Here is a 21,219-nt window from a genome sequence, read left to right on the forward strand (position 1 = left end):
GCGTCGAATGTTGCAATCCGACATCAGCTATATTCGATCACGGCATCCCGGCGCAGGTCGCGCAGATAGCGCTGGGCCCGCTTGTTGACCTTGTCCTCCAGCAGTTTCTGCTCGATCTGCTCGAGGTTCGGCGCCGTCGCCGTCTGCGGCATGTCGCGGCCGCAAAGGACAAGGACGCTGACGCCTTCGTTCGCGGCGCCGAAGGGCTGCGTCGTCTGCCCGATCTGGAGATTGGCGAGCGTGGCCTGGAGCGGCGCGGGCAGCGCGCGCATTTCGATATTGTCGCGCGACACGACGCTCGCGCCCAATTGCTGCGCCACCGCGTCGGCGCCGCCGCAGCCGGCGATGGTGCGCGTGGTTTCGGCGAACTTGCTGGCGAGTTCGGACGCCTTTTCCGGTGTCGTCCCGGCCGGGAAATCGAGCGAAAGCTGCTTGAGGCTCAGGACCGCGTCGCGCGGATCGGCGGTCAGCACCTGGCGCCGGTCGATCAGCAGCATGATCGAAATGCCGCCCGGCACCTCGATCGGCCCGACGAGCTGACCCGGCTGCATCTGCGTTGCGGCCTCGCCCATCGACGCGGGCAGCTGGCCGGCTTTCACCCAGCCCAGGTCGCCGCCGACAACCGCCGTCGATGCTTCGGAAAACTGGCGCGCATAGGCGGCAAAGCTGCCACCCGCCTGCAACGCCTGGATGATCTTCTTCGCATTTTCGGTGACCGCGGCCATATTGTCGGGGGTCGCCGACAGATAGATTTCACCGAGGTGAAATTCATCCTGACCCTTGGCGGCTTCCATCTGTTTGACGATCAGGTCGACCTCTTCGGTCGATACGTTGGTCGTCGACTGGATGTTGCGCGACAACAGTCGATCCCATGCAAATTCGCCGCGGATCTGCTGCTTCACCGCCGCGGCGGACGAGCCTTTCGAGGCAAGATACTCCGAAAATTGTTCGGGCGTCTGCTTGAAGCGCGTCGCGAGCCGGGCGAACTGCTCGTTGACGATATTTTCGTCGATCGCGATTTCGGCCGCCTTCGCTTCCTGGATCTGCAGCTTTTCATCGATCAGGTTGCTGAACACCTGGTTGCGCAACCGCTCGACCTCTTCCGGCGGCAACTCGACATTGTTGTTGGCGATGCGGATCAGCGCCATACGCTGTTCGATGTCGGTCGCGGTGATGATTTCGCCGTTCACCGTCGCCGAGGGGCGATAGACGTTCGGCTTGGCATCGCCGTAAAGCTGCACATTGCCGGGGATGTTGAGGCTGGTCGTCGGCACTTCGCTGTCGGGGACGGTTTGGGCCAGCACGGGCACCGCACCGACGGCGGCCAAGGCGATCAGGCCGGTCATGGTCGAAAATTTGGTCATCTTTACCCTATTCGAGAAAGTCCGGACGCTCCGTATCAGCGGACACGCCCGATGGTCCAGCGCAATCCGCCATCGGAGCCATTTGATGTCGGCGCGGATAGCGCGGGGACGCTTAACCTAGGCTGAGCGGAAACGACCGTCGACTTTTGGGGTGGAGAGCCGCCGCTTGTGAACCCAGGCGAAAGCCGGGGCCCAGAGCGGGAATGCGCTGAGTTCGCGCCGGTGTTCCGGACCCCGGCTTTCGCCGGGGCGCACATCTCTAACGATGGCTTCCGGTCGACTGCCGTCAGAACCCCAGGTTGCGGAACGCGATGCGGAACGAAAAGCTGTTGCCGCGCCGTGCATCGCCGGTATCCGCATAATCGCGCCGCCAGGTCAGCGCGATCGACAGGCATTCGTCGTCATAGGCGAGGCCGAGACGGTGCCGAATCGGCTCGAACCCGTCAGCGCCACTCAGCGGATCGTCGCTTTGCTGCGTCAAATCGACGATCGCCGATCCGAACAGCGACCAATGTTTCGCGAACGCGACGCGCCCGCCCGCCCGCACTTCCTCGCGGTCCTGCAAATCCTCGCCGAGCAACAGGATGTCGCGGTTGAGCCGCGAATAGCCGAGCACCGCATAGGTCGAGCGGTTGCCGATCGTCGCGTCGAATTCGTTGCGGCGGATCGCGAGATTGTCCTTGTCGAGCCGGTAGCGGTGGGTCAGGCGCAGGAAATCCCTGTATGCAATCGTCGTCCGGCCGACGATGTCCGACGTGCGGTCGGTCAGGCCGGTGCCGTCGGGGAACAGGCTCGGCTTGTCGGTCAGACGATAGCTCTGCCCGACGATGCTGTTGATGTTGAAGCCCGGGAGGCTGTAATTCCATTCGAGGCCATAGGTGATGCGCGCGCCGTCCTCGAACCGGTCGTGGCCGTTGAAACGGTTGATCGCGAAGAGATTGCTGTCTTCCAGGTCGAAGGCGCGCGAATCCTCGTTCGGAATGTCGAGATTCTTGATCGGCGGCGTCGCGACCACCTGGACGCGCGGGGTCAGCGTTTGCGTCCCGCCGGCGAATTCGCCGATGAACGGCCAGCGCATGTCGGCGGCGATCGCAGCGATCCCGCGCGCCTGCCAGCCCGACTTGCCGCGATAGCCGGGGATTTCGGTCAGCAGATTTTCGTCGCTGTGATAAACGTCGCCGCGCACCATCGCGGTCAGGGTGACTTCCTGCCCCAGCCCGGTCAGTCCGCGCAAATTCCACTGCGCGCCGGCAAAGGCGCGCTGCGTGTCCTGCCCTGCGGTGCGGCCGATCGCGAGCGTGTTCAACTGCAGCTCGAACTGCCCGCCGAAGATCGGATCGTCGAGCCGCTGGCGATAATCGATGATCGGCAGCGCGATCGGCTGCTGGCCCTGAATGTCGTTGACGCGCAGCGTCTGCGTCGCCCAGCCGGCGATGGAGAGATAGCTATTGCCGCCGATCCGTTCGAGTTCGAAGGTCGAGCGCAGCCGGTCGTCGCGGCTGATGTCATAGCGGCGCATGAAGGTGCGGTCGGTCGCGATGCGCCCCGAATAGGTAAGGCTCCAGCGCGGATCGAACTGGAACTTGCCCGCGCTTTCGAGATAGCCGCGGAACCTTTTCTGGCTGTCCGGGTCCTCGCCGACCAGCGGGACGAGCGAACCATAGGTCGCATAGCCGTTGATGCGGAACGACCCGATGTCGGTCAGCGCGCGGAACTCGCCCTCGATCATCGGCGCCGCGTCGGTGTAGAGATGCGGCGTGATCGTGATGTCGCGATCGGGGGCGAGGCGCAGATAATAGGGCACCGCGATCTCGAAGCCGTTGCTTCGGTCAAGCCGGATTTCGGGCACCAGGATGCCGCTGCTCGCCTCATTGTTGATCGAATGGCTGAGGCCGGGGAGCGGGATCAGCGGCAGGCCGAAAATCTCGACGCGCGCGCCCTTGTACCGCACCTTGTTTTTCACCCGGTCGTACATCACGCGGACGGCGCGGATCTGCCAGCTCGGGTTCTTGGGACAGCCGTCGTCATCCTCGACGGGGCAGGGGGTATAGGCGGCATTCTCCAGCTCGATATTGCCGTTGTCGAAGCGCGTGCCCTTCACCGCAGCGAGGCGCGATCCATTGTCGAGCACGACGAGCAGATTCTCGACCACGCCGTCGCGCAAGCTGTCGGTGAGTTCGATCTTGTCGCCATAGGCGGTGTCGCCCTCGGGATTCTTGATCGTGACATTGCCTTCCGCAAAGACTTGTCCCGTCTGCCGGTTCCACGTCACCTTGTCCGCGCGCATCTCGATCGCTTCGCGGTTCATCTGGACATTGCCCTCGGCGATGACCACCTCGGATTCGCTGTCGTAATTGAGGTTGTCGGCGGCAAAGCCGATCTGCTGCTCGCTCTGGGTATCAGGCGCGTCGGATGTCGTCGGGGCGACGTCGGGCGTCTGGAGGTCGGGTTCCCCCACGACCTCTTGCGCCTCGGCCGGATTCGCCTCGCTCTGGGCCAGCACCGGACTGGCGGCCAGCGCAAAGCCGCTCGCCGTCGCCAGCCAGAACGGCCGCGCATCCGCTGCCCGATGGAACAAAGCCCAGCTCATTTAATCCCTTTGTCCCAGACCCTAATCGATGCGTCCCGGCTTGGACCGGCTGCTTTGTTTTTGCAACTCGCAGGCGAAACCCCTATCGGTCCGCCACGTTCCAATCAATCATCGCATAAGAAAGTTAAGGCATGGACATTCAGTTTGTCGCGCAAATCGATGCGTCTGCCGACGTCGTCGCTTTTCCGGTCCGCAAGGGCGAGGCGGGCGCGCTCGGGGCGCTGCTCGGTGCGGCGGCCGCGCAGGCGCGCTTCGATGGCGCGGCGGGTACGATCGCCGAAACCGCGGCGATCGACGGCGCACAGGCGAAGCGCCTCCTGCTCGTCGGTATCGGCGAGGGCAGCGAGCAGGATCTTGAACGCGGCGGCGCGGCGCTGACCGCGAAGCTCCAGATGAGCGGTGCGACCCAGGTCCAGGTCGATTTCGCGAGCACCGGGCCGAGCGACGCCGACGATGTGCTCGCGTTCGCGATGGGCGCGCGCTTGCGCAACTGGCGCCTCGACACTTATCGCACCCGCCTCGCCGACAAGGCGAAACCGAGCCTCAAGACGGTGACGATCGCGTCGCCGCACGGCGACCTTTCGGCGCGCTGGGCCGAGAATGAAGCGATCGCCGATGGTGTCGCGCTCACCCAGACGCTCGTCGCCGAACCGCCGAACATCCTCTATCCCGAAAGCTTCGTCGAACGTTGCCAGCATCTCGCCGACCTTGGCGTCGAACTGGAAGTGCTCGACGAGCGCCAGATGAAGGCGCTCGGCATGGGCGCGTTGCTCGGCGTCGCGCAGGGCTCGACGCGCCCGCCGCGCCTCCTCGCGATGCGCTGGAACGGCGGCAATCCTGGCGACGCGCCCGTGGTCTTCATCGGCAAGGGCGTCACCTTCGACACCGGCGGGATCAGCCTCAAGCCCGGGCCGGGCATGGACATGATGAAATGGGACATGGGCGGCGCAGGCGCGGTCGCGGGTGCGATCAAGGCGATCGCGGGCCGCAAGGCGAAGGCGAATGTCGTCGGCGTCGTCGGCCTCGTCGAGAACATGCCCGACGGCAACGCGATGCGCCCCGGCGACATCGTTACCACCATGTCGGGGCAGACGGTCGAGGTGCTCAACACCGACGCCGAGGGTCGCCTCGTCCTCTGCGACGCGATCAGCTGGGCACAAAAGGTCTATGACCCCAAGGTGATCGTCGATCTCGCCACGCTGACCGGCGCTATGGTCATCTCGCTCGGCCACGAATATGCGGGCATCTTCGCCAATGACGACGCGCTCGCGACCGATCTGCTCGCAGCGGGCGAGGCGAGCGACAACAAGCTGTGGCGTTTCCCGCTGTCGCCCGCTTACGACAAGCTGATCGACAGCCCCATCGCCGACATGAAGAATATCGGCCCGCGCGAAGGAGGCTCGATCACCGCGGCGCAATTCCTGAAGCGCTACGTCGAGGATGGCGTCGCCTGGGCGCACCTCGACATCGCGGGCATGGCGTGGGCGGACAAGGACGGCCCGGTCTATGCCAAGGGCGCGACCGGCTACGGCGTGCGCCTGCTCGACCGCTACATCGCCGCCAAACACGAAGGCTGATCGTCCTATGCTCGTCATTGCGAGGAGCGAAGCGACGCGGCAATCTCCTGCTAGCAGCCTTGCGCAAGGCTGCGGGCTGGAGATTGCTTCGCTTCGCTCGCAATGACGGAATTGGTCATGGCGCGCATCGACTTCTACCGGCTGACCCGCGACCCCGCCGAACGGGTGCTCCCGGCGCTCGCGACGCGCATCCTTGGCAACGGCGACCGCCTGCTGGTGGTCGCCGCCTCGGCGATGCAGCGTCAGGCGATCGACGAGGCGCTCTGGACGCTGACTCCAGCCAGCTTCCTGCCGCACGGTCACGCGGGCTCGCCCGACGAGGCGATCGAGCCGATCCTGATCGCAGGCACGCTCGACCCGTCGCCGCCCAACCGCGCAACCCTCCTGGCGCTCGCCGACGGAGAGTGGCGCGAGCAGGCGCTGGGGTTCGAACGCACCTTCCTCCTTTTCGACAACAGCCGCATCGACGACGCCCGCGCGCTCTGGCGCACACTCGCCGCGCGCGAGGATATCGATAACCGCTTCTGGAAACAGGACGAAGGCGGTCGCTGGTCGGAAGGGCCCTAGGGCGTCGGCGCTCTGTCCTTGCGGTCCCGCAAAAGCGCCGCTAGAGGCGCGCGCATCAGATAACACACCAACGCAGGAGCTTTCCCATGGCGGTCACCCGCACCTTTTCGATCATCAAGCCCGACGCCACGCGTCGCAACATCACCGGCGCCGTCACCAAGATGCTGGAAGACGCCGGCCTGCGCGTCGTCGCGTCGAAGCGCATCCACATGACCCGCGAAGAGGCCGAAGGCTTCTACGCGGTCCACAAGGAACGCCCCTTCTTCGGCGAACTCGTCGAATTCATGACCTCGGGGCCCGTCGTCGTGCAGGTTCTCGAAGGCGAGAATGCAATGCAGCGCAACCGCGACATCATGGGCGCGACCAACCCCAAGGACGCGGCCCCCGGCACGATCCGCAAGGAACTGGCCGAGAGCATCGAGGCGAACACCGTGCACGGGTCGGACAGCGACGAAAATGCGGCGATCGAAATCGCCTATTTCTTCAAGCCCGAAGAAATCGTCGGCTAAGCTGAACGGCATGACCGAAAAGATAAGGCCGCCGGAGCGATCCGGCGGCCTTTTTCGTCAGAACTCGTCGGCTACCCCCATCAGCCCCGCCAGCTTCTTCGGCGCTACCGCCAGCCAGCTCTTGCGCAGCCAATCGCCAATCGCATCCCAGTCGGTATCGCCAAGATCGAGGCGGATGCCGATCCAGCCGTCACCGAAATAGGCGGGGCGGTAATAGCGCTCACAGTCCATTTCGATCAGCGACGCCTGTTCGTCCGCACCGCTGATCTTGACCAGCAGCGCGGTCTTGCCATCGCCATGATGATCCTCGGTGAAATAGGCGAATTTCTTGCCTTTCACGATCCCGAAACACGGCATGCCGTGCGACACCACCTCGTCAGCCTCGGGCAATGCCATCGCGAGTTCGCGCACCCGGCCGCGCAGATAATCGGGCGACCGCTCGCGCGTCACGAAGGCCGCGAGCGTGGCGGGATAAAGCTGATGCTCGGCGAGGCGCACGCGTGCGCTCAATGTCTCGACCGTGTCGCCGGGCAGGATAGCCACCGGCGTCTGCGCCAGCACGGGCCCCTCGTCGACGCCGGGCGTCACGATATGAACGCTGCATCCACCGAACCTGTCGCCAGCATCGATGGCTTGCTGGTGCGTGTTGAGGCCTTTGTAGAGCGGGAGCAGGCTCGGGTGGATGTTGATCATCCTGCCCGCCCAGCGCCCGACGAAATCGTCCGACAGAATGCGCATGTAGCCAGCCAGCGCGACGAACTCGGCGCCTGCGCCGCGCAATTGCTCGTCGACCAGCGCGTCGAAGGCGTCGCGATTCATGCCCTTGTGCGACAGGCTCCACGTCGCGATGCCTTCGGCCTGGGCGATCTTCAACCCCGCTGCGTCGGGATCGTTGCTGCCGACGAACACCAACTCATAGGGGCAGTTTTCGGCCTTCGCCGCATAAAGCAGCGCCGCCATATTGGTCCCGGCGCCGGAGATCAGGACGGCGACCTTGGCCTTCAACTTCTCCCCTCCCGCAAGCGGGAGGGGGCTTCTGCGGCCTTAGCCATTATGCGTCGCGCTCCATGCCCCCATCGCGCTCCACGTTTCGGCGCTGCCCGTCACGGTGCAGCCCTTTTCGCCTTCGGCGATATCGCCGATCCGGAACACCGTCTCGCCCGCGGCTTCGAGCGCCGCCGTGACTTCGGCGACATCGCCTTCGGCAACGACCACCGCCATGCCGATCCCGCAGTTGAAGGTGCGCGCCATTTCCTCGGGTTCGATATTGCCCTGCGCCTGCAGATACGCCATCAGCCGCGGCTGCGCCCACGCGTCGGCGTCGATATGCGCGTGCAAGGTCTTCGGCAGGATGCGCGGAATATTTTCGAGCAACCCGCCGCCGGTGATGTGCGCGAGCGCGTGAATCTTTCCGGTCTTCACGAGCGGGAGCAGGCTCTTCACATAGATGCGCGTCGGCGCCATCAGCGCGTCGATCAGCAGGATGGTCTGGTCGAACAAGGCGGGGCGGTCGAGCTTCCAGCCCTTGTCCGCCGCGAGCCGGCGCACGAGCGAGAAACCGTTCGAATGGACGCCCGACGAGGCAAGGCCGAGGATGACGTCGCCGGCCGCCACCTTGTCGGCGGTCAGCACCTGATCGCGCTCGACCGCGCCGACGCAAAAGCCGGCGAGGTCATAATCGCCGTCGCTGTACATGCCGGGCATCTCGGCGGTTTCGCCGCCGATCAGCGCGCACCCGGCCTGCTTGCACCCTTCGGCGATGCTTGCCACGACTTCGGTCGCGACGCCATTGTCGAGCTTGCCGGTCGCATAATAATCGAGGAAAAACAGGGGCTCGGCGCCCTGCACGATCAGGTCGTTCGCGCACATCGCAACCAGGTCGATGCCGACGCCGTCATGCTTGCCCGATTCGATGGCCAATTTGAGCTTGGTGCCGACGCCGTCGTTCGCCGCGACGAGCAGCGGGTCGTTGAACCCCGCCGCCTTCAGGTCGAAAAAGCCTCCGAACCCGCCCAGGTCGGCATCGGCGCCGGGACGGCGCGTCGCGCGGGCGAGCGGGGCAATGGCACGGACCAAGGCGTTGCCGGTCTCGATCGATACGCCGGCCTCGGCATAAGTGTAGGAGGCGGGTTGCCCGTCTCGTTTGTTCTGCTTGGAATCCATGGCACGCGCGACTAACGGTTCCAGCCGAGAATTGCCATGATTTCCTTGTCGGGGCCCGCGCTTTTGGGCAAAGCATAGAGAAGATATGATTTCGGCTGCTTTCCCCCGCTTCGCGCCTCGGCTTCCCTTCGACGCAATTCGTTTTCGCGATGGGCGCTGGGCTGTGCTATTCGGCCTTTTCTTCGCGATTCTGCTCGCCGGGATCGTCGATGGACAGATCACTCGCGGCAATCGCGGCATTACCCCGATCAACAGCAGCGGCGATTTCCTCGCCAGCGGGATCCTCGTCGACGTAACCGGCGACAATGCCGACGACGCGCGCTCAAAGGGCTGGCGCGAGGCGCAGCGCAAGGGCTGGGCACAGCTCTATCGTCGGCTGAACGGCAGCGACGGCCCCGCGCTCGGCGATTCGGTCCTCGACGGCATCGTCACGTCGATTGTCGTCGAGGAAGAACAGATCGGCCCGCGCCGCTATGTAGCAAAGCTGGGCATTCAGTTCGACCGGGTGCGCGCCGGGCAGATTTTGGGCGTCAGCGGCCGGACGCTGCGGTCGCCGCCCCTGCTCGTCATCCCCGTCTATTCGATCGATGGCATCCCGCAGGTGTTCGAACAGCGCAGCGCCTGGCAGCGCGCCTGGGCCGAATATAATACGGGGCAGAGCGCGATCGACTATGTCCGCACCGCGGGCACCGGGGCGGATACCTTGCTGATCAACGCGGGGCAGACGGGCCGCCGCGGCCGCGTCTGGTGGCGCGTGATCCTCGATCAATATGGCGCCGCCGACGTGCTGACGCCGATCGCGCGCGTCGAATATTCCTATCCCGGTGGGCCGATCAAAGGCTATTTTACCGCGCGTTTCGGTCCCGACGGCAAGCTGATTTCCAGCTTCACGATGACCGGGCCGAGCGCGGCGGCGTTGCCCGACATGATGGAAAAAGCCGTTGCGCGGATGGATTCGATCTACACGAACGCGCTCACAGAGGGCGTCTTGCGTACCGACACCTATCTCGTGCTCGAAAAGCCGGTCGAACGGGAAGACTTGCCCGAAGAAGTCGCGACGACGGATGAACAGGCCTTGCCCGGCGAGATCGACGCCAGCGTGCCCACCGGGCCTGTCGCGGGTGTCCAGAGCTTCACCGTTCAGTACAGCTCGCCTGACGTCGATTCGGTGACCGCGACCGAACGCGCCGTCGCCGGCGCCGCCGGCGTCCAGTCGGCTTCGACCACCAGCCTCGCGCTGGGCGGCATGTCGGTGATGCGCGTCACCTTCCGCGGCGACATCGCGGCGCTGCGCGCGGCGCTCGCGGCACGCGGATTCAACGTCCAGGAAGGCGGCGGGCAGCTGCGGATCAGCCGCTGATGAGCCCGAAATCTTCACAAATTGCCCTGCCGCTCGATTGGAGCGCGGGTGGCGCCAACGACGGCCCGCTGATTATCGGTACCAGCAACGCCGATGCCGTGCGCTATCTGCGCCACGTATCGACCTGGCCGGTCCGCACTGCGGTGCTCAACGGACCGCGCGGTTCGGGGCGCAGCCTGATGGGTCGGCTGTTCGCACAGGACACGGGCGGGCGGGTCATCGACGGCCATGAAAGCGTTTCGGAAGAGGAAATCTTCCATGCGTGGAACGCCGCGCAGGTCGGCCCGCCGCTGCTGATCGTCGCCGACGCGCCCCCCGCGGACTGGAATGTCGCTCTGCCCGATCTCCGCTCGCGCCTCGCGGCGGTCCCGGTACTGACGATCGGCGAACCCGACGACTGCCTTGCGCGCGACCTGATCGAGGCGCTGTTCGCCCAGCGCGGCGTCGCGCTGGCGCCCGGCGTCGCCTCCTATATCGTGCCGCGCATGGAGCGCAGCTATGCTATGCTCCACCGCGTCGTCGCGGCGCTCGACGCGGCATCGCTCGAACAGGGGCGGCGTCTTGGCATCCGTCTCGCGCGTGAAACATTGCTGTCACAAGGGCTGATCGACCCCGATCTCCTCGAAAGGCAGGATGGAACGACATGTCGATAGCCGGTGGACCTCTTCGCGCCGACAATGATCCCGATACGGCGGGGCCGGATTTCGGGCCGGAGCGCTTTTTCAACCGCGAACTTTCCTGGCTCGCCTTCAACCGGCGGGTGATGGAGGAGGCGCGCAATCCCGCGCATCCGCTGCTCGAACGCCTCCGCTTCCTGTCGATTTCGGGCAGCAACCTCGACGAATTCTTCATGGTCCGTGTCGCGGGGCTCAAGGGGCAGCAGCTCCAGGGGATCGACGACCCCTCCGCCGACGGCCGCTCGCCGGGGCAGCAACTCGCAGAGATCGAGGCCGAGGTGAACCGCCTCGTCGATCAGCAACAGAGCGAATGGCAGTTGCTCCATCGCCAACTCGGCGAACAGGGCATCGTCGTCCACGGCGCGGGATCGGACAAGGACGCGCTCCGCGCCGCGCTGCGTCAATATTTCATCGACCAGATCTTTCCGATCCTGACCCCGCAGGTGCTCGATCCCGCGCACCCCTTTCCCTTCATCCCCAACCGCGGCCTCGGCGTCATCTTCGACCTTCAGCGCAAGGCGAACGGAGAGACGGTGCGCGAACTGGTGATGATCCCCGCCTCGCTGGCGCGCTTTGTGCCGGTGCCGGGCCAGGTGAGCAGCTTCGTGCCGATCGAATATCTGATCGAGCTGTTCGGCGACCTGCTGTTCCCCGGTTTCACGATCCGCTCGCTCGGCGTGTTCCGTATCATCCGCGACAGCGATATCGAGCTGGAGGAAGAGGCCGAGGATCTCGTGCGCCTGTTCCGCACCGCGATCCGCCGCCGCCGTCGTGGCCGTGTCATTCTGCTTGAGCTGGAGGCCGACATGCCCGGCGAAATCGCCGAGGTCTTGAACGCCGATATCCAGGGACACGAGGCGATCGTCGCCAAGATCGGCGGTTTCATTGGCCTCGCGGCGCTGTCGCCGCTCGTCGACGTCGATCGTCCCGACCTGAAATTCCCGGCCTATTCGCCCCGCTTCCCCGAACGTATCCGCGAACATGGCGGCGACTGTTTCGCTGCGATCCGCTCGAAGGACATCGTCGTCCATCATCCCTATGAAAGCTTCGACGTCGTCCTCTCCTTCCTGCGGCAGGCCGCCGCAGATCCCGACGTCGTCGCGATCAAGCAGACGCTTTATCGCGCGGGCAACCAGTCCCCGGTCATCCGCGCGCTAATCGAGGCGGCCGAGGCCGGCAAGTCGGTCACCGCAGTCGTCGAGCTCAAGGCGCGCTTCGACGAGGAGCAGAATCTGCTTTGGGCGAACCAGCTCGAACGCGCCGGGGTGCAGGTTGTCTACGGCTTCATCGAGTGGAAGACGCACGCCAAGATTTCGATGGTCGTCCGCCGCGAGGGGCAGGGGTATCGCACCTATTGTCACTTCGGCACCGGCAATTATCATCCGGTCACCGCACGCATCTATACCGATCTCAGCTTCTTCACCGCCGATCCGCGCGCGGGCCGCGATGCGGCGCAGCTGTTCAACTACATTACCGGTTATGTCGAGCCCGAACGGCTCGACCTGATCACCATGTCGCCGCTCAACATGCGCGCGCATCTCAGCCAACTGATCGACTCCGAAATCGCCGCGGCGAAGGCGGGGGCGCCCTCGGGGGTGTGGGCGAAGATGAACAGCCTCGTCGACCCTGACATTATCGACAAGCTTTATGAAGCGAGCGCCGTGGGCGTCCCGGTGGAACTGATCGTGCGCGGCATCTGTTGCCTCCGCCCCGGCGTGCCCGGTCTTTCCGAAACGATCCGCGTCAAGTCGGTCGTCGGCCGCTTCCTCGAGCACAGCCGCGTCTGGGCCTTCGCGAACGGCGCGCCGCTGCCGCATCGCGGCGCCAAACTCTATATCAGCAGCGCCGACTGGATGCCGCGCAACTTCGACCGCCGCGTCGAATATATGATCCCGATCGAAAATCCGACGGTGCACGACCAGATTTTGGATCAGGTGCTTGTTGCGAACCTCATCGACAATGAACAAAGCTGGATATTGCAGCCTGACGGCACTTATATGCGCGTCGCTCCGGGAGACAAGCCTTTCAACTTACACCATTATTTCATGAATAACCCGTCGCTGTCGGGTCGCGGAACCGCGCTCCACCAGCGCCAGGACGTTCCCACGCTCGCCTTTGACATGCGTGAAGATTGAGAAGAGGTTGAGTTTCCTGCGCACCTCCCGACAAGCGGTCAGCCGGTCCGCCGTCATCGATATCGGTTCGAACTCGGTCCGCATAGTCGTTTATGAAGGCCCGTCGCGCGCGCCCGCGGTGATTTTCAACGAAAAGGTCGCCGCCGGCCTCGGCCGCGGCCTCGCGATCGACGGCCGCATCGCGGCCGAAGATGCCGAACGCGGCCTCGTCGCGCTTCGTCGCTATGCCCTGCTTGCGAAGCATATGGACGTGAAGACGATCCAGTGCGTCGCCACCGCCGCCGTGCGCGACGCGGCGAACGGTCCCGACTTCATCGCCGCGGCGGCCGAAGCCGGCCTTGAAATCCGGCTGCTCTCGGGCGAGGAGGAGGCCGAAGCCGCCGGGCATGGTGTGCTTTCGGCGATTCCCGACGCGCGCGGCATCGCGGTCGATCTGGGGGGCGGCAGCCTCGAACTGGCCGAGGTTTCGGACGGGCGGGTCGGCCGCTGCGTCTCCTTCCCGCTAGGCGTGCTCCGCCTGCCGGCGCTGCGCAAGGATGGCGAACAGGCGTTCGAGCGGGCGATCCGCAAGATGCTCCGCGCCGCCGGTTGGCCCGGTGACGGACTCACCGGGCTGCCGCTCTACCTCGTGGGCGGTTCGTGGCGCGCGCTCTCGCGCCTCGACCTCGAGCTGACCAAGGACCCGCTCGCGGTGCTCGATCAGCACACGCTGCCGCGCGGCGCGCTTCGCCGACTGATCCGCGCGACCAAAAGGCTGAGCTTCGAGGAATTGCGCGCGATTCCCGGCATGGCGTCGAACCGCGCGGCGGCCTTGCCCGATGCGGCGGCGCTGCTCGCGGCGCTCGTCAACATCCTCGACGTGCCCGAAATGACCGTTTCGTCTTCGGGGCTTCGCGAAGGGCTGCTCTATCAGGCGCTCGATGCCGAAACGCGCGCGCAGGATCCGCTGATCGTCGCCGCCGAATTCGAAGGCCGTCGTCTCGCTCGCTTTGCCCCACACGGCCGCGCGATCGCCGACTGGATCACACCGCTCTTTGCCGACGAGGCGCCGGCCGACAGCCGGGTGCGACTCGCCGCGAGTCTGCTCAGCGACGTCGCCTGGTCGGCGAACCCCGATTTCCGCGCCGAACGCGGTACAGAAATCGGCCTGCACGGCAACTGGCGCAGCATCGACATACCGGGACGAATCCTGCTCGCCCGCGCGCTTTACGCGGGCTTCGGCGGTGCCGATGCCGAATTTCCCGCGATGGGCACACTCGTTTCGCAGGAACGGCTCGCCCGCGCGCGGCAATGGGGTCTCGCGATCCGCCTTGCGCAGCGACTGACCGGCGGCGTCGAGGCTCCGCTCAAGGCGAGCGGGATCGCGCTTGTCGATGGCAGGTTGCGGCTGTCTCTCGCGGCCGGATGGCATCATCTGGCCGGCGAATCGGTCGAACGCCGCCTGCGCGTTCTCGCGCAGGCGCTCGATGCCAAGCCTGAGCTTGTGCTGCTTTAGACTTCGGCCGCGGCTGCGGCGTCGATCTCGCTCATCACCAGCTTGCCGTTCTTGACGGCGAAGCCCATCCGCCCTTCGACAAGGTCGAGCGCCGCGTGTCCGAACACGTCGTAGCGCCAGCCCTGCATCATCTGGATGCCGTCGCGTGCGCCTGCCGCAAGCGCCTCCAGATCGTCGCTGCGCGCGATCAGCCGCGCCGCGACATTAAGTTCGCGTGCGCGGATCTTGAGCAGCAGCTTGAGCAGGTCGGCGACGAGCGTCCCTTCCTTGCCCAGCCCCGGACCGCGCGGTGCGCGGTCGGGCATATCGTCCTTCGACATCGGCTTGGCGTTTGCGATCGCGTCCATCAGCCGGCCGCCGATATCGTTCGTCCGCCACGTCGCAGACAGCCCGCGCACGCGGCCCAGCCCGTCCTGATCCTTCGGCGGATGCGCGGCGAGGTCGGCGAGCGTTTCGTCCTTGACGATGCGCCCGCGCGGCAGATTCTTGTTCCGTGCCTCGCGTTCGCGCCACGCGGCAAGCGCCTGCAGCCGGCCGAGCACATCGGCTTTGCGCGTCGGAATCTTGATTCGTTGCCATGCCTTGTCGGGATCGACGCTGTAGTTCGCGGGATCGGCGAGCTTTTCCATTTCCTCGTCGAGCCAATGTCCGCGCCCGGTCTTGATCAGCTTGTCGAGCATCATCGGGAAAATCTTTGCGAGGTGCGTGACGTCGCCGATCGCATAGTCGATCTGGCGCTTGTCGAGCGGGCGCCGGCTCCAGTCGGTGAAGCGCGCGCCCTTGTCGAGTTGCAGGCCGATCCACGCCTCGACGAGGTTCGAATAGCCGACCTGCTCAGCTTGTCCGAGCGCCATCTGACCGATCTGGGTGTCGAAGATCGGGTGCGGGGTCTTGCCGGTCAGGTTAAAGATGATTTCGACATCCTGCCCGCCCGCGTGAAAGACCTTCAACATATCCTCATTGTCGACGAGCAGGTCGAGCAGCGGCTTCAAATCGATGTTCGGTGCCATCGGATCGATCGCCGCGGCATGGTCGCGGTCGGCCACCTGGATCAGGCAAAGCTCTGGCCAGAAAGTGTTTTCGCGCATGAATTCGGTATCGACGGCGATGAAATCGCTGCTGCGAATGAGGTCGCAGAATTCGACGAGCGCGGCGTTGGTTTCGATCAACGGATGGACTTGCATAGCGCGCCTATACAGCTAGTTGAAAGGAACGGGCAGGAAAAATTGCCCGCTCTCTTCGGGTTGCGGAGCCGGAACACCGGCCGGGAAAAAAGACGAAGGGGTTTGGGGCATGATCTGGCTTGGTTGGGCGCTCGCCGCGCTCGGTTTTGCGTTGCTTTTCGGGCAATATCTGGCGGGGCAGGCGGATGTCTTCCTCTCGATCGCCAATCCGCGGCCGCTCGATGAGGAATCGATGGTTGTGACGCAGAAAGGCTGGGGCTTCGCGGCCGAGGCCGCGCAGCCGTTCGTGACGCCCGAATCCGACCATGGCCTTTGCGATGTCCGCGTCTTCGCGACACGGCCCCAGATGCTCGTCGCGATCGCGACCTTCGGCTTCCTCCGCCCCGTGACGGTGGCCTGGCGCGCGCATGCCGGCATCCTTCCGCTGGGAGAGGCATGATGCCGATCGTCAAACTGGGCGAGGAGGGACGCTGGACCAATTATCATGGCACCGGGACCTGCGAGGCGGCGACACGCTTCGCGCTGCGCAGCGGCGATGCGGAGCGCGGGCGCGACGAGATCGCGATCGCGGCGAAGGCGGTACAGGCCTGGCTCGCCGAGGCCGCCGCCGCACGCCGGCGCGTCCGACCGCTCGGCGCGGGCTGGTCGCCATCGAACATCAATATCAGCTCGCAGAGCTGGCTGCTGCATACGCGCCGGTTCAACCGTTGCTTCCGTATCGGCGCCGAAGATGTACGGCCGGGCGTCGATGCGGCGGCCTTGATGCTCGTCGAGGCGGGCGCGCTCGTCGATGAAGTGTCCGACAAGTTCGAAGCGCAAGGCCGCTCGCTGTGGACCAGCGGCGCGGGCAACGGGCAGACCTTTGCCGGGGCCTGCGCGACCGGCACCCACGGCTCGATGATCGCGCGCGGGGGTATCCAGGACCATATCCGCGCGGTGCAGGTCGTGACGTCCGGCGGCGTCCACTGGATTGAACCCGAAGCCGGCGTGATGAGCGACGCTTTCATCGCCGCGACCGGATCGACCCCGATGCGCGATGACGAGATATTCGCCGCGGCGCAGCTTCCCGTCGGCGCGCTCGGGATTATCACCGCGCTCGTCGTCGATAGCGTGCCCAAATTCCTGGTTCGCCCGATCCAGAATCTTCGCAAGGTCGACTGCGCCGCGCTCGACTGGCTTTCGGCAGGCGATTTCAGGCGCTTCTCGGCGACCTATGCACTCGATCGGGACCCCGATTTCGTCCAGATGATCGTCAATCCCTACAAGCCGTTCAAACGGCCCGCGATGCTCCGCTTCCTCTATCGCGAGCCTTGGCGTGACGATTATCTGCGCGCGACGCCCGGCCAACTCGGCGCGGGGTACGACGCGCTCAGCCTGCTCGGCCGGCTGCTCAATGACTATCCGTGGGCGCGCGGCGCGTTGCTGCAATTCGCGATGAAACAGGGCTATGCCAGCGGCCCCGACGTCGATGCGCCCGCCGTCTATGGCAGCTGGGGGGAGGGGCTTGATACGCACCGGCCGCTCGCTGACCTGTTCAACGCCTCGGTCACCATCGACCGTGCCGACCTTGCGCGCGCCTTCGAACGCATCTGCGCGGTTTACGCGCGTCACGGCGGCTCGACCGTCGTCACCGTGCGCTTCATGGAGCGCGCGCAGGGCTTGCTCGCGCCTGCGCGCTTCCTTCACAATGCCGTGATCGATTTCGATGGTCCGCGCAGCCCGCGCACCGCCGATGCCTATGCGCGCGTCGTTGAATGCCTCGATGCCGAGGGGGTCGCCTTCACGCGGCACTGGGCGAAAAGCTGCCGCCTCGACGCGCTGCGCGTTGCTGCCGACTATGAGGAGGATTTCCGGCGCTGGCGCGCTGCGCGTGATCGGCTGCTCCCGGATCCCGGGCATCGCGCCCTGTTCGGCAGCGAGGTTCTCGACGGGCTGGGCCTGACCTGTTGACCGACGCCCTTCAACCCTTGACAAATGGCTCTGCGCGCTGCCTTAGGCGCGGCCATATCGGCACGTTTGCGCGTGCCTTCCCGGACAATTGAAAGACGAGACAATGCACGCCTATCGGACCCATAATTGCGGCCAGCTTCGCGCCGACGACGTCGGCCAGACGGTACGCGTATCGGGCTGGGTGCATCGCAAGCGCGATCATGGCGGCCTGCTGTTCGTCGATCTGCGCGATCACTATGGCCTGACCCAGATCGTCGCGGACTCGAGCGACGCGGCGTTCGCCACGCTCGACGGGTTGCGCGTCGAAAGCGTCGTGACGATCACCGGCGAGGTCGTCGCGCGCTCGCCCGAAACGATCAACGCCAACCTGCCCACCGGCGCGATCGAAGTGCGCGCGCGCGAGGTTACCGTCCAGTCGGCGGCGGTCGAACTGCCGATGCCGGTCGCGGGCGAACAGGACTATCCCGAGGATATCCGTCTGAAATATCGCTTCCTCGACCTGCGCCGCGAACGCCTGCACGCGAACATCATGCTGCGCTCGAATGTGATCGCGTCGCTCCGCCGCCGCATGGTCGAACAGGGCTTTACCGAATATCAGACGCCGATCCTGACCGCCTCGTCGCCCGAGGGTGCGCGCGATTATCTGGTGCCGAGCCGCGTCCACCCCGGCAAATTCTATGCGCTGCCGCAGGCGCCGCAAATGTTCAAGCAGCTGCTGATGGTTGCGGGCTTCGACCGCTATTTCCAGATCGCGCCCTGCTTCCGCGATGAAGATGCGCGCGCCGACCGCTCGCCCGGCGAATTCTACCAGCTCGACTTCGAAATGAGCTTCGTCACGCAGGACGATGTGTTCGGCGCGATCGAACCCGTGCTCGCGGGCGTTTTCGAGGAATTTGCAAACGGCAAGTCGGTGACCCCGGCGGGCTCGTTTCCGCGCATCCCCTACCGCGAATCGATGCTGAAATATGGCAATGACAAGCCTGACCTGCGCAATCCGCTGATCATCACCGACGTCTCGGCGCATTTCACCGGGTCGGGCTTTGGCCGCTTTGCCGACATCGTCGCGGCGGGCGACGTCGTGCGCGCGATCCCGGCGCCCGCAACTGCGGAGAAGAGCCGCAAATTCTTCGACGATATGAACAGCTGGGCGCAGGGTGAGGGCTTTGCCGGCCTCGGCTATGCGACGCGCAAGGGCGGTGAATGGGGTGGCCCGATCGCCAAGAACCACGGTCCGGAAAACATGGATGCACTTGCGGTCGAACTCGGCCTCGGCCCCGACGACGGGCTGTTCTTTGCGGCGGGCAAGGAAGGGGTCGCGGCGAAGCTCGCAGGCTTTGCACGGACGCGCGTCGCCGAACAGCTCGAACTGATCGATCCGAACAAGTTCGAAATGTGCTGGATCGTCGACTTCCCGATGTTCGAGGCCGACGAGGACACGGGCAAGATCGATTTCAGCCACAACCCGTTCAGCATGCCGCAGGGCGAGCTCGAAGCGCTCGAAACCAAGGACCCGCTCGACATCCTCGCCTGGCAGTATGACATCGTCTGCAACGGCGTCGAACTGTCGTCAGGCGCGATCCGGAACCATCGCCCCGACATCATGTACAAGGCGTTCGAAATCGCGGGTTACAGCCAGGCCGACGTCGATGCGAATTTCAGCGGCATGATCAACGCCTTCAAGTTCGGCGCGCCGCCGCACGGCGGCTCGGCACCGGGTGTCGATCGCATCGTGATGCTGCTCGCCGACGAACCGAACATCCGCGAAGTCGTCGTCTTCCCGATGAACCAGAAGGCCGAAGACCTGATGATGGGCGCGCCCGCGCCGGTCAGCGACAAGCAGCTCAAGGAACTTGGTATCCGCATCGTCGACGGCCCCAAGAGTTAAGGCATGAGCGAGCCCCGGGAGCACCGGCTGGAAACGCCGGAAGGCGATATCTGCTGGTTCGAATGGGGAACGCCGGGGCGGGGCGCTTCGCTGCTTTTGCTCCACGCGACGGGCTTTCATGCGCGGCTGTGGGATCGGGTCGTCGCGGCGCTACCGGCGGGCACGCACGTCATCGCGCCTGATCACCGCGGACATGGGCGCAGCTATCGGCCCACGACGCTCGCCAACTGGGCGGCGACCGCCGACGTGCTGCTGCCGCTGCTCGACGGGCTTGGCGGCCACCCGCTCGTCGGCTGCGGGCACAGTATGGGTGCCTATATATTGACCCGGCTCGCGTCGCAGCGGCCTGCAGCTTTCGGCTACCTGATCCTCATCGATCCGGTGATCATGGACCCGGCGCTTTACGAGGGCGAGAGTGCCAAGCCGATTCCCGAACCCGCCGATCATCCCGTCGCGCGCCGGCGCAATGTCTGGACTGACGCCGAGGAGATGCGCGCGCGTTTTGCCGACCGGCCGCCATATGCGAACTGGGAACCGGGTGCCCTCGACGATTATTGCGCCTACGGACTGGTTCCGGCAGCCGATGGCGACGGGTTGGAGCTTGCCTGCCCGCCAGCGCTCGAGGCTTCGGTCTATCAAAATGCGCTGCGCACCAACCCGCATGAGTGGCTGCACTATCTTTCGGTGCCTTCGACCTTGATCCGTGCCCCGACCGGCGAGCGCGGTGGCCCGCTCGATTTTTCGCTGAGCCCGACCTGGACCGGCCTTGGTCCGGCGATCGGCGCCGAACGTGACGAACTATGGACCGAACACAGCCATTTCATCCCGATGGAAGCGCCGGCGCGCGTCGCCGCTCTTCTCGCCGGACATCTCTGACGCAATCCCGCGTAACAAACCGCGCTGGCTCTGTGCCAGAAAATGACAGGGGCGCATCGCCCGCTTGGTCCGAACCGCTTGTTTGCGCTAGAATGAGCCGATGAGCATTTCCCTTTCCGAATTTGAAACCGGCGCCAAATATGACGGCGATTATTCCGCGGCTATCGCGGCGCTCGAAGACCGGCTCGAGCGGCTACAGGCCGCGCATATCATCCACGCCCAGCGCAGCGTCATCATGATCGAGGGCTGGGACGCAGCGGGGAAGGGCGGGATCATCCAGCGGCTGACCGCATGCCTCGACGCGCGCTATTTCGAGGTGTGGCCCATCGGCGCGCCGACCGACGAGGAAAAGGCACGCCATTTCCTCTGGCGCTTCTGGAAGCGCCTGCCCGGCAACCGCGAAATCTCGATCTTCGACCGCAGCTGGTATGGGCGCGTGCTTGTCGAGCGCGTCGAGGGCTTCGCGAGCGAGGCCGAATGGCGCAAGGGCTATGACGAGATCAACGAGTTCGAGGCGCAGCTGACCGGCAGCCGCACCAACCTCGTCAAATTGTTCGTCCATGTCACGCAGGAGGAACAGGACAAGCGCTTCGCCGACCGGCTTGACGACCCGTGGAAACGGTGGAAGACCGGCACCGAGGACTATCGCAACCGGGCGAAGCGCAATGACTATCTCGCCGCAATGGATGAGATGTTCGCGCAGACGAACACGCGCTGGGCGCCGTGGAAGGTGATCGATGGCAACAACAAGAAGGCGGCACGGATCGCGGCGCTGACTTATATCATCGAAACGCTTGAGGCGGCGGTGCCGATGACGCCGCCCGATCTCGACCCCGCGGTCGTGAAGCTCGCGAGCAAGGCGTTCGGCTACAGGCCTAAAGACTAGG

Annotated in this window: 17 protein-coding genes; 12 read left to right on the plus strand and 5 right to left on the minus strand. The window is 65.1% G+C overall.

Features of this window, described 5'->3' with window-relative positions; all coding sequences use genetic code 11:
* Window positions 1-23: 23 nt before the first annotated feature.
* Window positions 24-1,364 carry a peptidylprolyl isomerase gene (locus VSX79_RS04380; RefSeq protein WP_179499090.1) on the minus strand — a complete coding sequence of 447 codons (1,341 nt, stop codon included), beginning with the start codon at window positions 1,362-1,364 and terminating at the stop codon, window positions 24-26.
* 286 nt (window positions 1,365-1,650) lie between these two features.
* Window positions 1,651-3,954 (minus strand): LPS-assembly protein LptD, encoded by a 2,304-nt coding sequence (locus tag VSX79_RS04385; protein ID WP_326914544.1) that lies wholly within the window; start codon window positions 3,952-3,954, stop codon window positions 1,651-1,653.
* Between the two features lie 131 nt (window positions 3,955-4,085).
* Between VSX79_RS04385 and VSX79_RS04390 the strand changes: the two genes are divergently transcribed.
* The 3 genes from VSX79_RS04390 (at window position 4,086) to ndk (ending at window position 6,607) form a co-directional block, all read left to right on the plus strand.
* Complete coding sequence (locus VSX79_RS04390; RefSeq protein ID WP_326914545.1) at window positions 4,086-5,531, plus strand: leucyl aminopeptidase; 1,446 nt, start codon at window positions 4,086-4,088, stop codon at window positions 5,529-5,531.
* Between the two features lie 117 nt (window positions 5,532-5,648).
* Complete coding sequence (locus VSX79_RS04395) at window positions 5,649-6,098, plus strand: DNA polymerase III subunit chi (RefSeq protein ID WP_326914546.1); 450 nt, start codon at window positions 5,649-5,651, stop codon at window positions 6,096-6,098.
* Window positions 6,099-6,184: 86 nt separating this feature from the next.
* Window positions 6,185-6,607, plus strand: a complete 423-nt coding sequence (ndk, locus tag VSX79_RS04400) for a nucleoside-diphosphate kinase (RefSeq protein WP_326914547.1) — start codon at window positions 6,185-6,187, stop codon at window positions 6,605-6,607.
* Between the two features lie 57 nt (window positions 6,608-6,664).
* Here the strand turns inward: ndk and purN are convergent, their stop codons facing one another.
* Both purN and purM read right to left on the minus strand, forming a co-directional pair.
* Window positions 6,665-7,567 carry a phosphoribosylglycinamide formyltransferase gene (gene purN / locus VSX79_RS04405; protein WP_326915219.1) on the minus strand — a complete coding sequence of 301 codons (903 nt, stop codon included), beginning with the start codon at window positions 7,565-7,567 and terminating at the stop codon, window positions 6,665-6,667.
* A gap of 84 nt (window positions 7,568-7,651) precedes the next feature.
* The gene (gene purM, locus VSX79_RS04410) at window positions 7,652-8,770 is read right to left on the minus strand and encodes a phosphoribosylformylglycinamidine cyclo-ligase (protein ID WP_179499102.1); all 1,119 of its coding nucleotides are present in this window, start codon (window positions 8,768-8,770) and stop codon (window positions 7,652-7,654) included.
* Between the two features lie 163 nt (window positions 8,771-8,933).
* Here purM and VSX79_RS04415 point away from each other — a divergent pair, with 163 nt between their 5' ends.
* From VSX79_RS04415 to VSX79_RS04430, 4 genes are read left to right on the plus strand one after another with little or no spacing between them, the layout of a single operon-like run.
* Window positions 8,934-10,130: a heavy-metal-associated domain-containing protein gene (locus VSX79_RS04415; RefSeq protein WP_326914548.1), complete on the plus strand. Its 1,197-nt coding sequence runs from the start codon at window positions 8,934-8,936 to the stop codon at window positions 10,128-10,130.
* Window positions 10,130-10,783, plus strand: a complete 654-nt coding sequence (locus tag VSX79_RS04420; protein ID WP_179499106.1) for an HdaA/DnaA family protein — start codon at window positions 10,130-10,132, stop codon at window positions 10,781-10,783. The genes VSX79_RS04415 and VSX79_RS04420 overlap by 1 nt, the downstream gene beginning before the upstream one ends.
* A complete protein-coding gene (locus VSX79_RS04425; protein WP_179499108.1) occupies window positions 10,774-12,942 on the plus strand; it encodes an RNA degradosome polyphosphate kinase in 2,169 nt (722 codons plus the stop codon). Before VSX79_RS04420 ends, VSX79_RS04425 begins: the two co-directional genes overlap by 10 nt.
* Window positions 12,943-12,949: 7 nt before the next feature.
* Window positions 12,950-14,437 (plus strand): Ppx/GppA family phosphatase, encoded by a 1,488-nt coding sequence (locus VSX79_RS04430; RefSeq protein WP_179499110.1) that lies wholly within the window; start codon window positions 12,950-12,952, stop codon window positions 14,435-14,437.
* On the opposite strand, the gene rnd is transcribed toward VSX79_RS04430, so the two are convergent.
* Window positions 14,434-15,621: a ribonuclease D gene (gene rnd / locus VSX79_RS04435; protein ID WP_179499112.1), complete on the minus strand. Its 1,188-nt coding sequence runs from the start codon at window positions 15,619-15,621 to the stop codon at window positions 14,434-14,436. The two genes, VSX79_RS04430 and rnd, sit on opposite strands and share 4 nt — an antisense overlap.
* A 109-nt stretch (window positions 15,622-15,730) precedes the next feature.
* Between rnd and VSX79_RS04440 the strand changes: the two genes are divergently transcribed.
* The 5 genes from VSX79_RS04440 (at window position 15,731) to VSX79_RS04460 (ending at window position 21,218) form a co-directional block, all read left to right on the plus strand.
* Complete coding sequence (locus VSX79_RS04440; RefSeq protein ID WP_179499114.1) at window positions 15,731-16,060, plus strand: hypothetical protein; 330 nt, start codon at window positions 15,731-15,733, stop codon at window positions 16,058-16,060.
* Window positions 16,060-17,571 carry an FAD-binding protein gene (locus tag VSX79_RS04445; protein WP_326914549.1) on the plus strand — a complete coding sequence of 504 codons (1,512 nt, stop codon included), beginning with the start codon at window positions 16,060-16,062 and terminating at the stop codon, window positions 17,569-17,571. Before VSX79_RS04440 ends, VSX79_RS04445 begins: the two co-directional genes overlap by 1 nt.
* Before the next feature lie 103 nt (window positions 17,572-17,674).
* Complete coding sequence (gene aspS, locus VSX79_RS04450) at window positions 17,675-19,456, plus strand: aspartate--tRNA ligase (RefSeq protein ID WP_326914550.1); 1,782 nt, start codon at window positions 17,675-17,677, stop codon at window positions 19,454-19,456.
* A 3-nt stretch (window positions 19,457-19,459) separates the two neighbouring features.
* Window positions 19,460-20,332, plus strand: a complete 873-nt coding sequence (locus VSX79_RS04455; RefSeq protein WP_326914551.1) for an alpha/beta hydrolase — start codon at window positions 19,460-19,462, stop codon at window positions 20,330-20,332.
* 100 nt (window positions 20,333-20,432) lie between these two features.
* A complete protein-coding gene (locus VSX79_RS04460; protein ID WP_179499122.1) occupies window positions 20,433-21,218 on the plus strand; it encodes a polyphosphate kinase 2 family protein in 786 nt (261 codons plus the stop codon).
* The last annotated feature ends 1 nt before the right edge of the window (window position 21,219 follow it).

The organism is Sphingopyxis chilensis (assembly GCF_035930445.1).
Lineage (GTDB): Bacteria > Pseudomonadota > Alphaproteobacteria > Sphingomonadales > Sphingomonadaceae > Sphingopyxis > Sphingopyxis chilensis.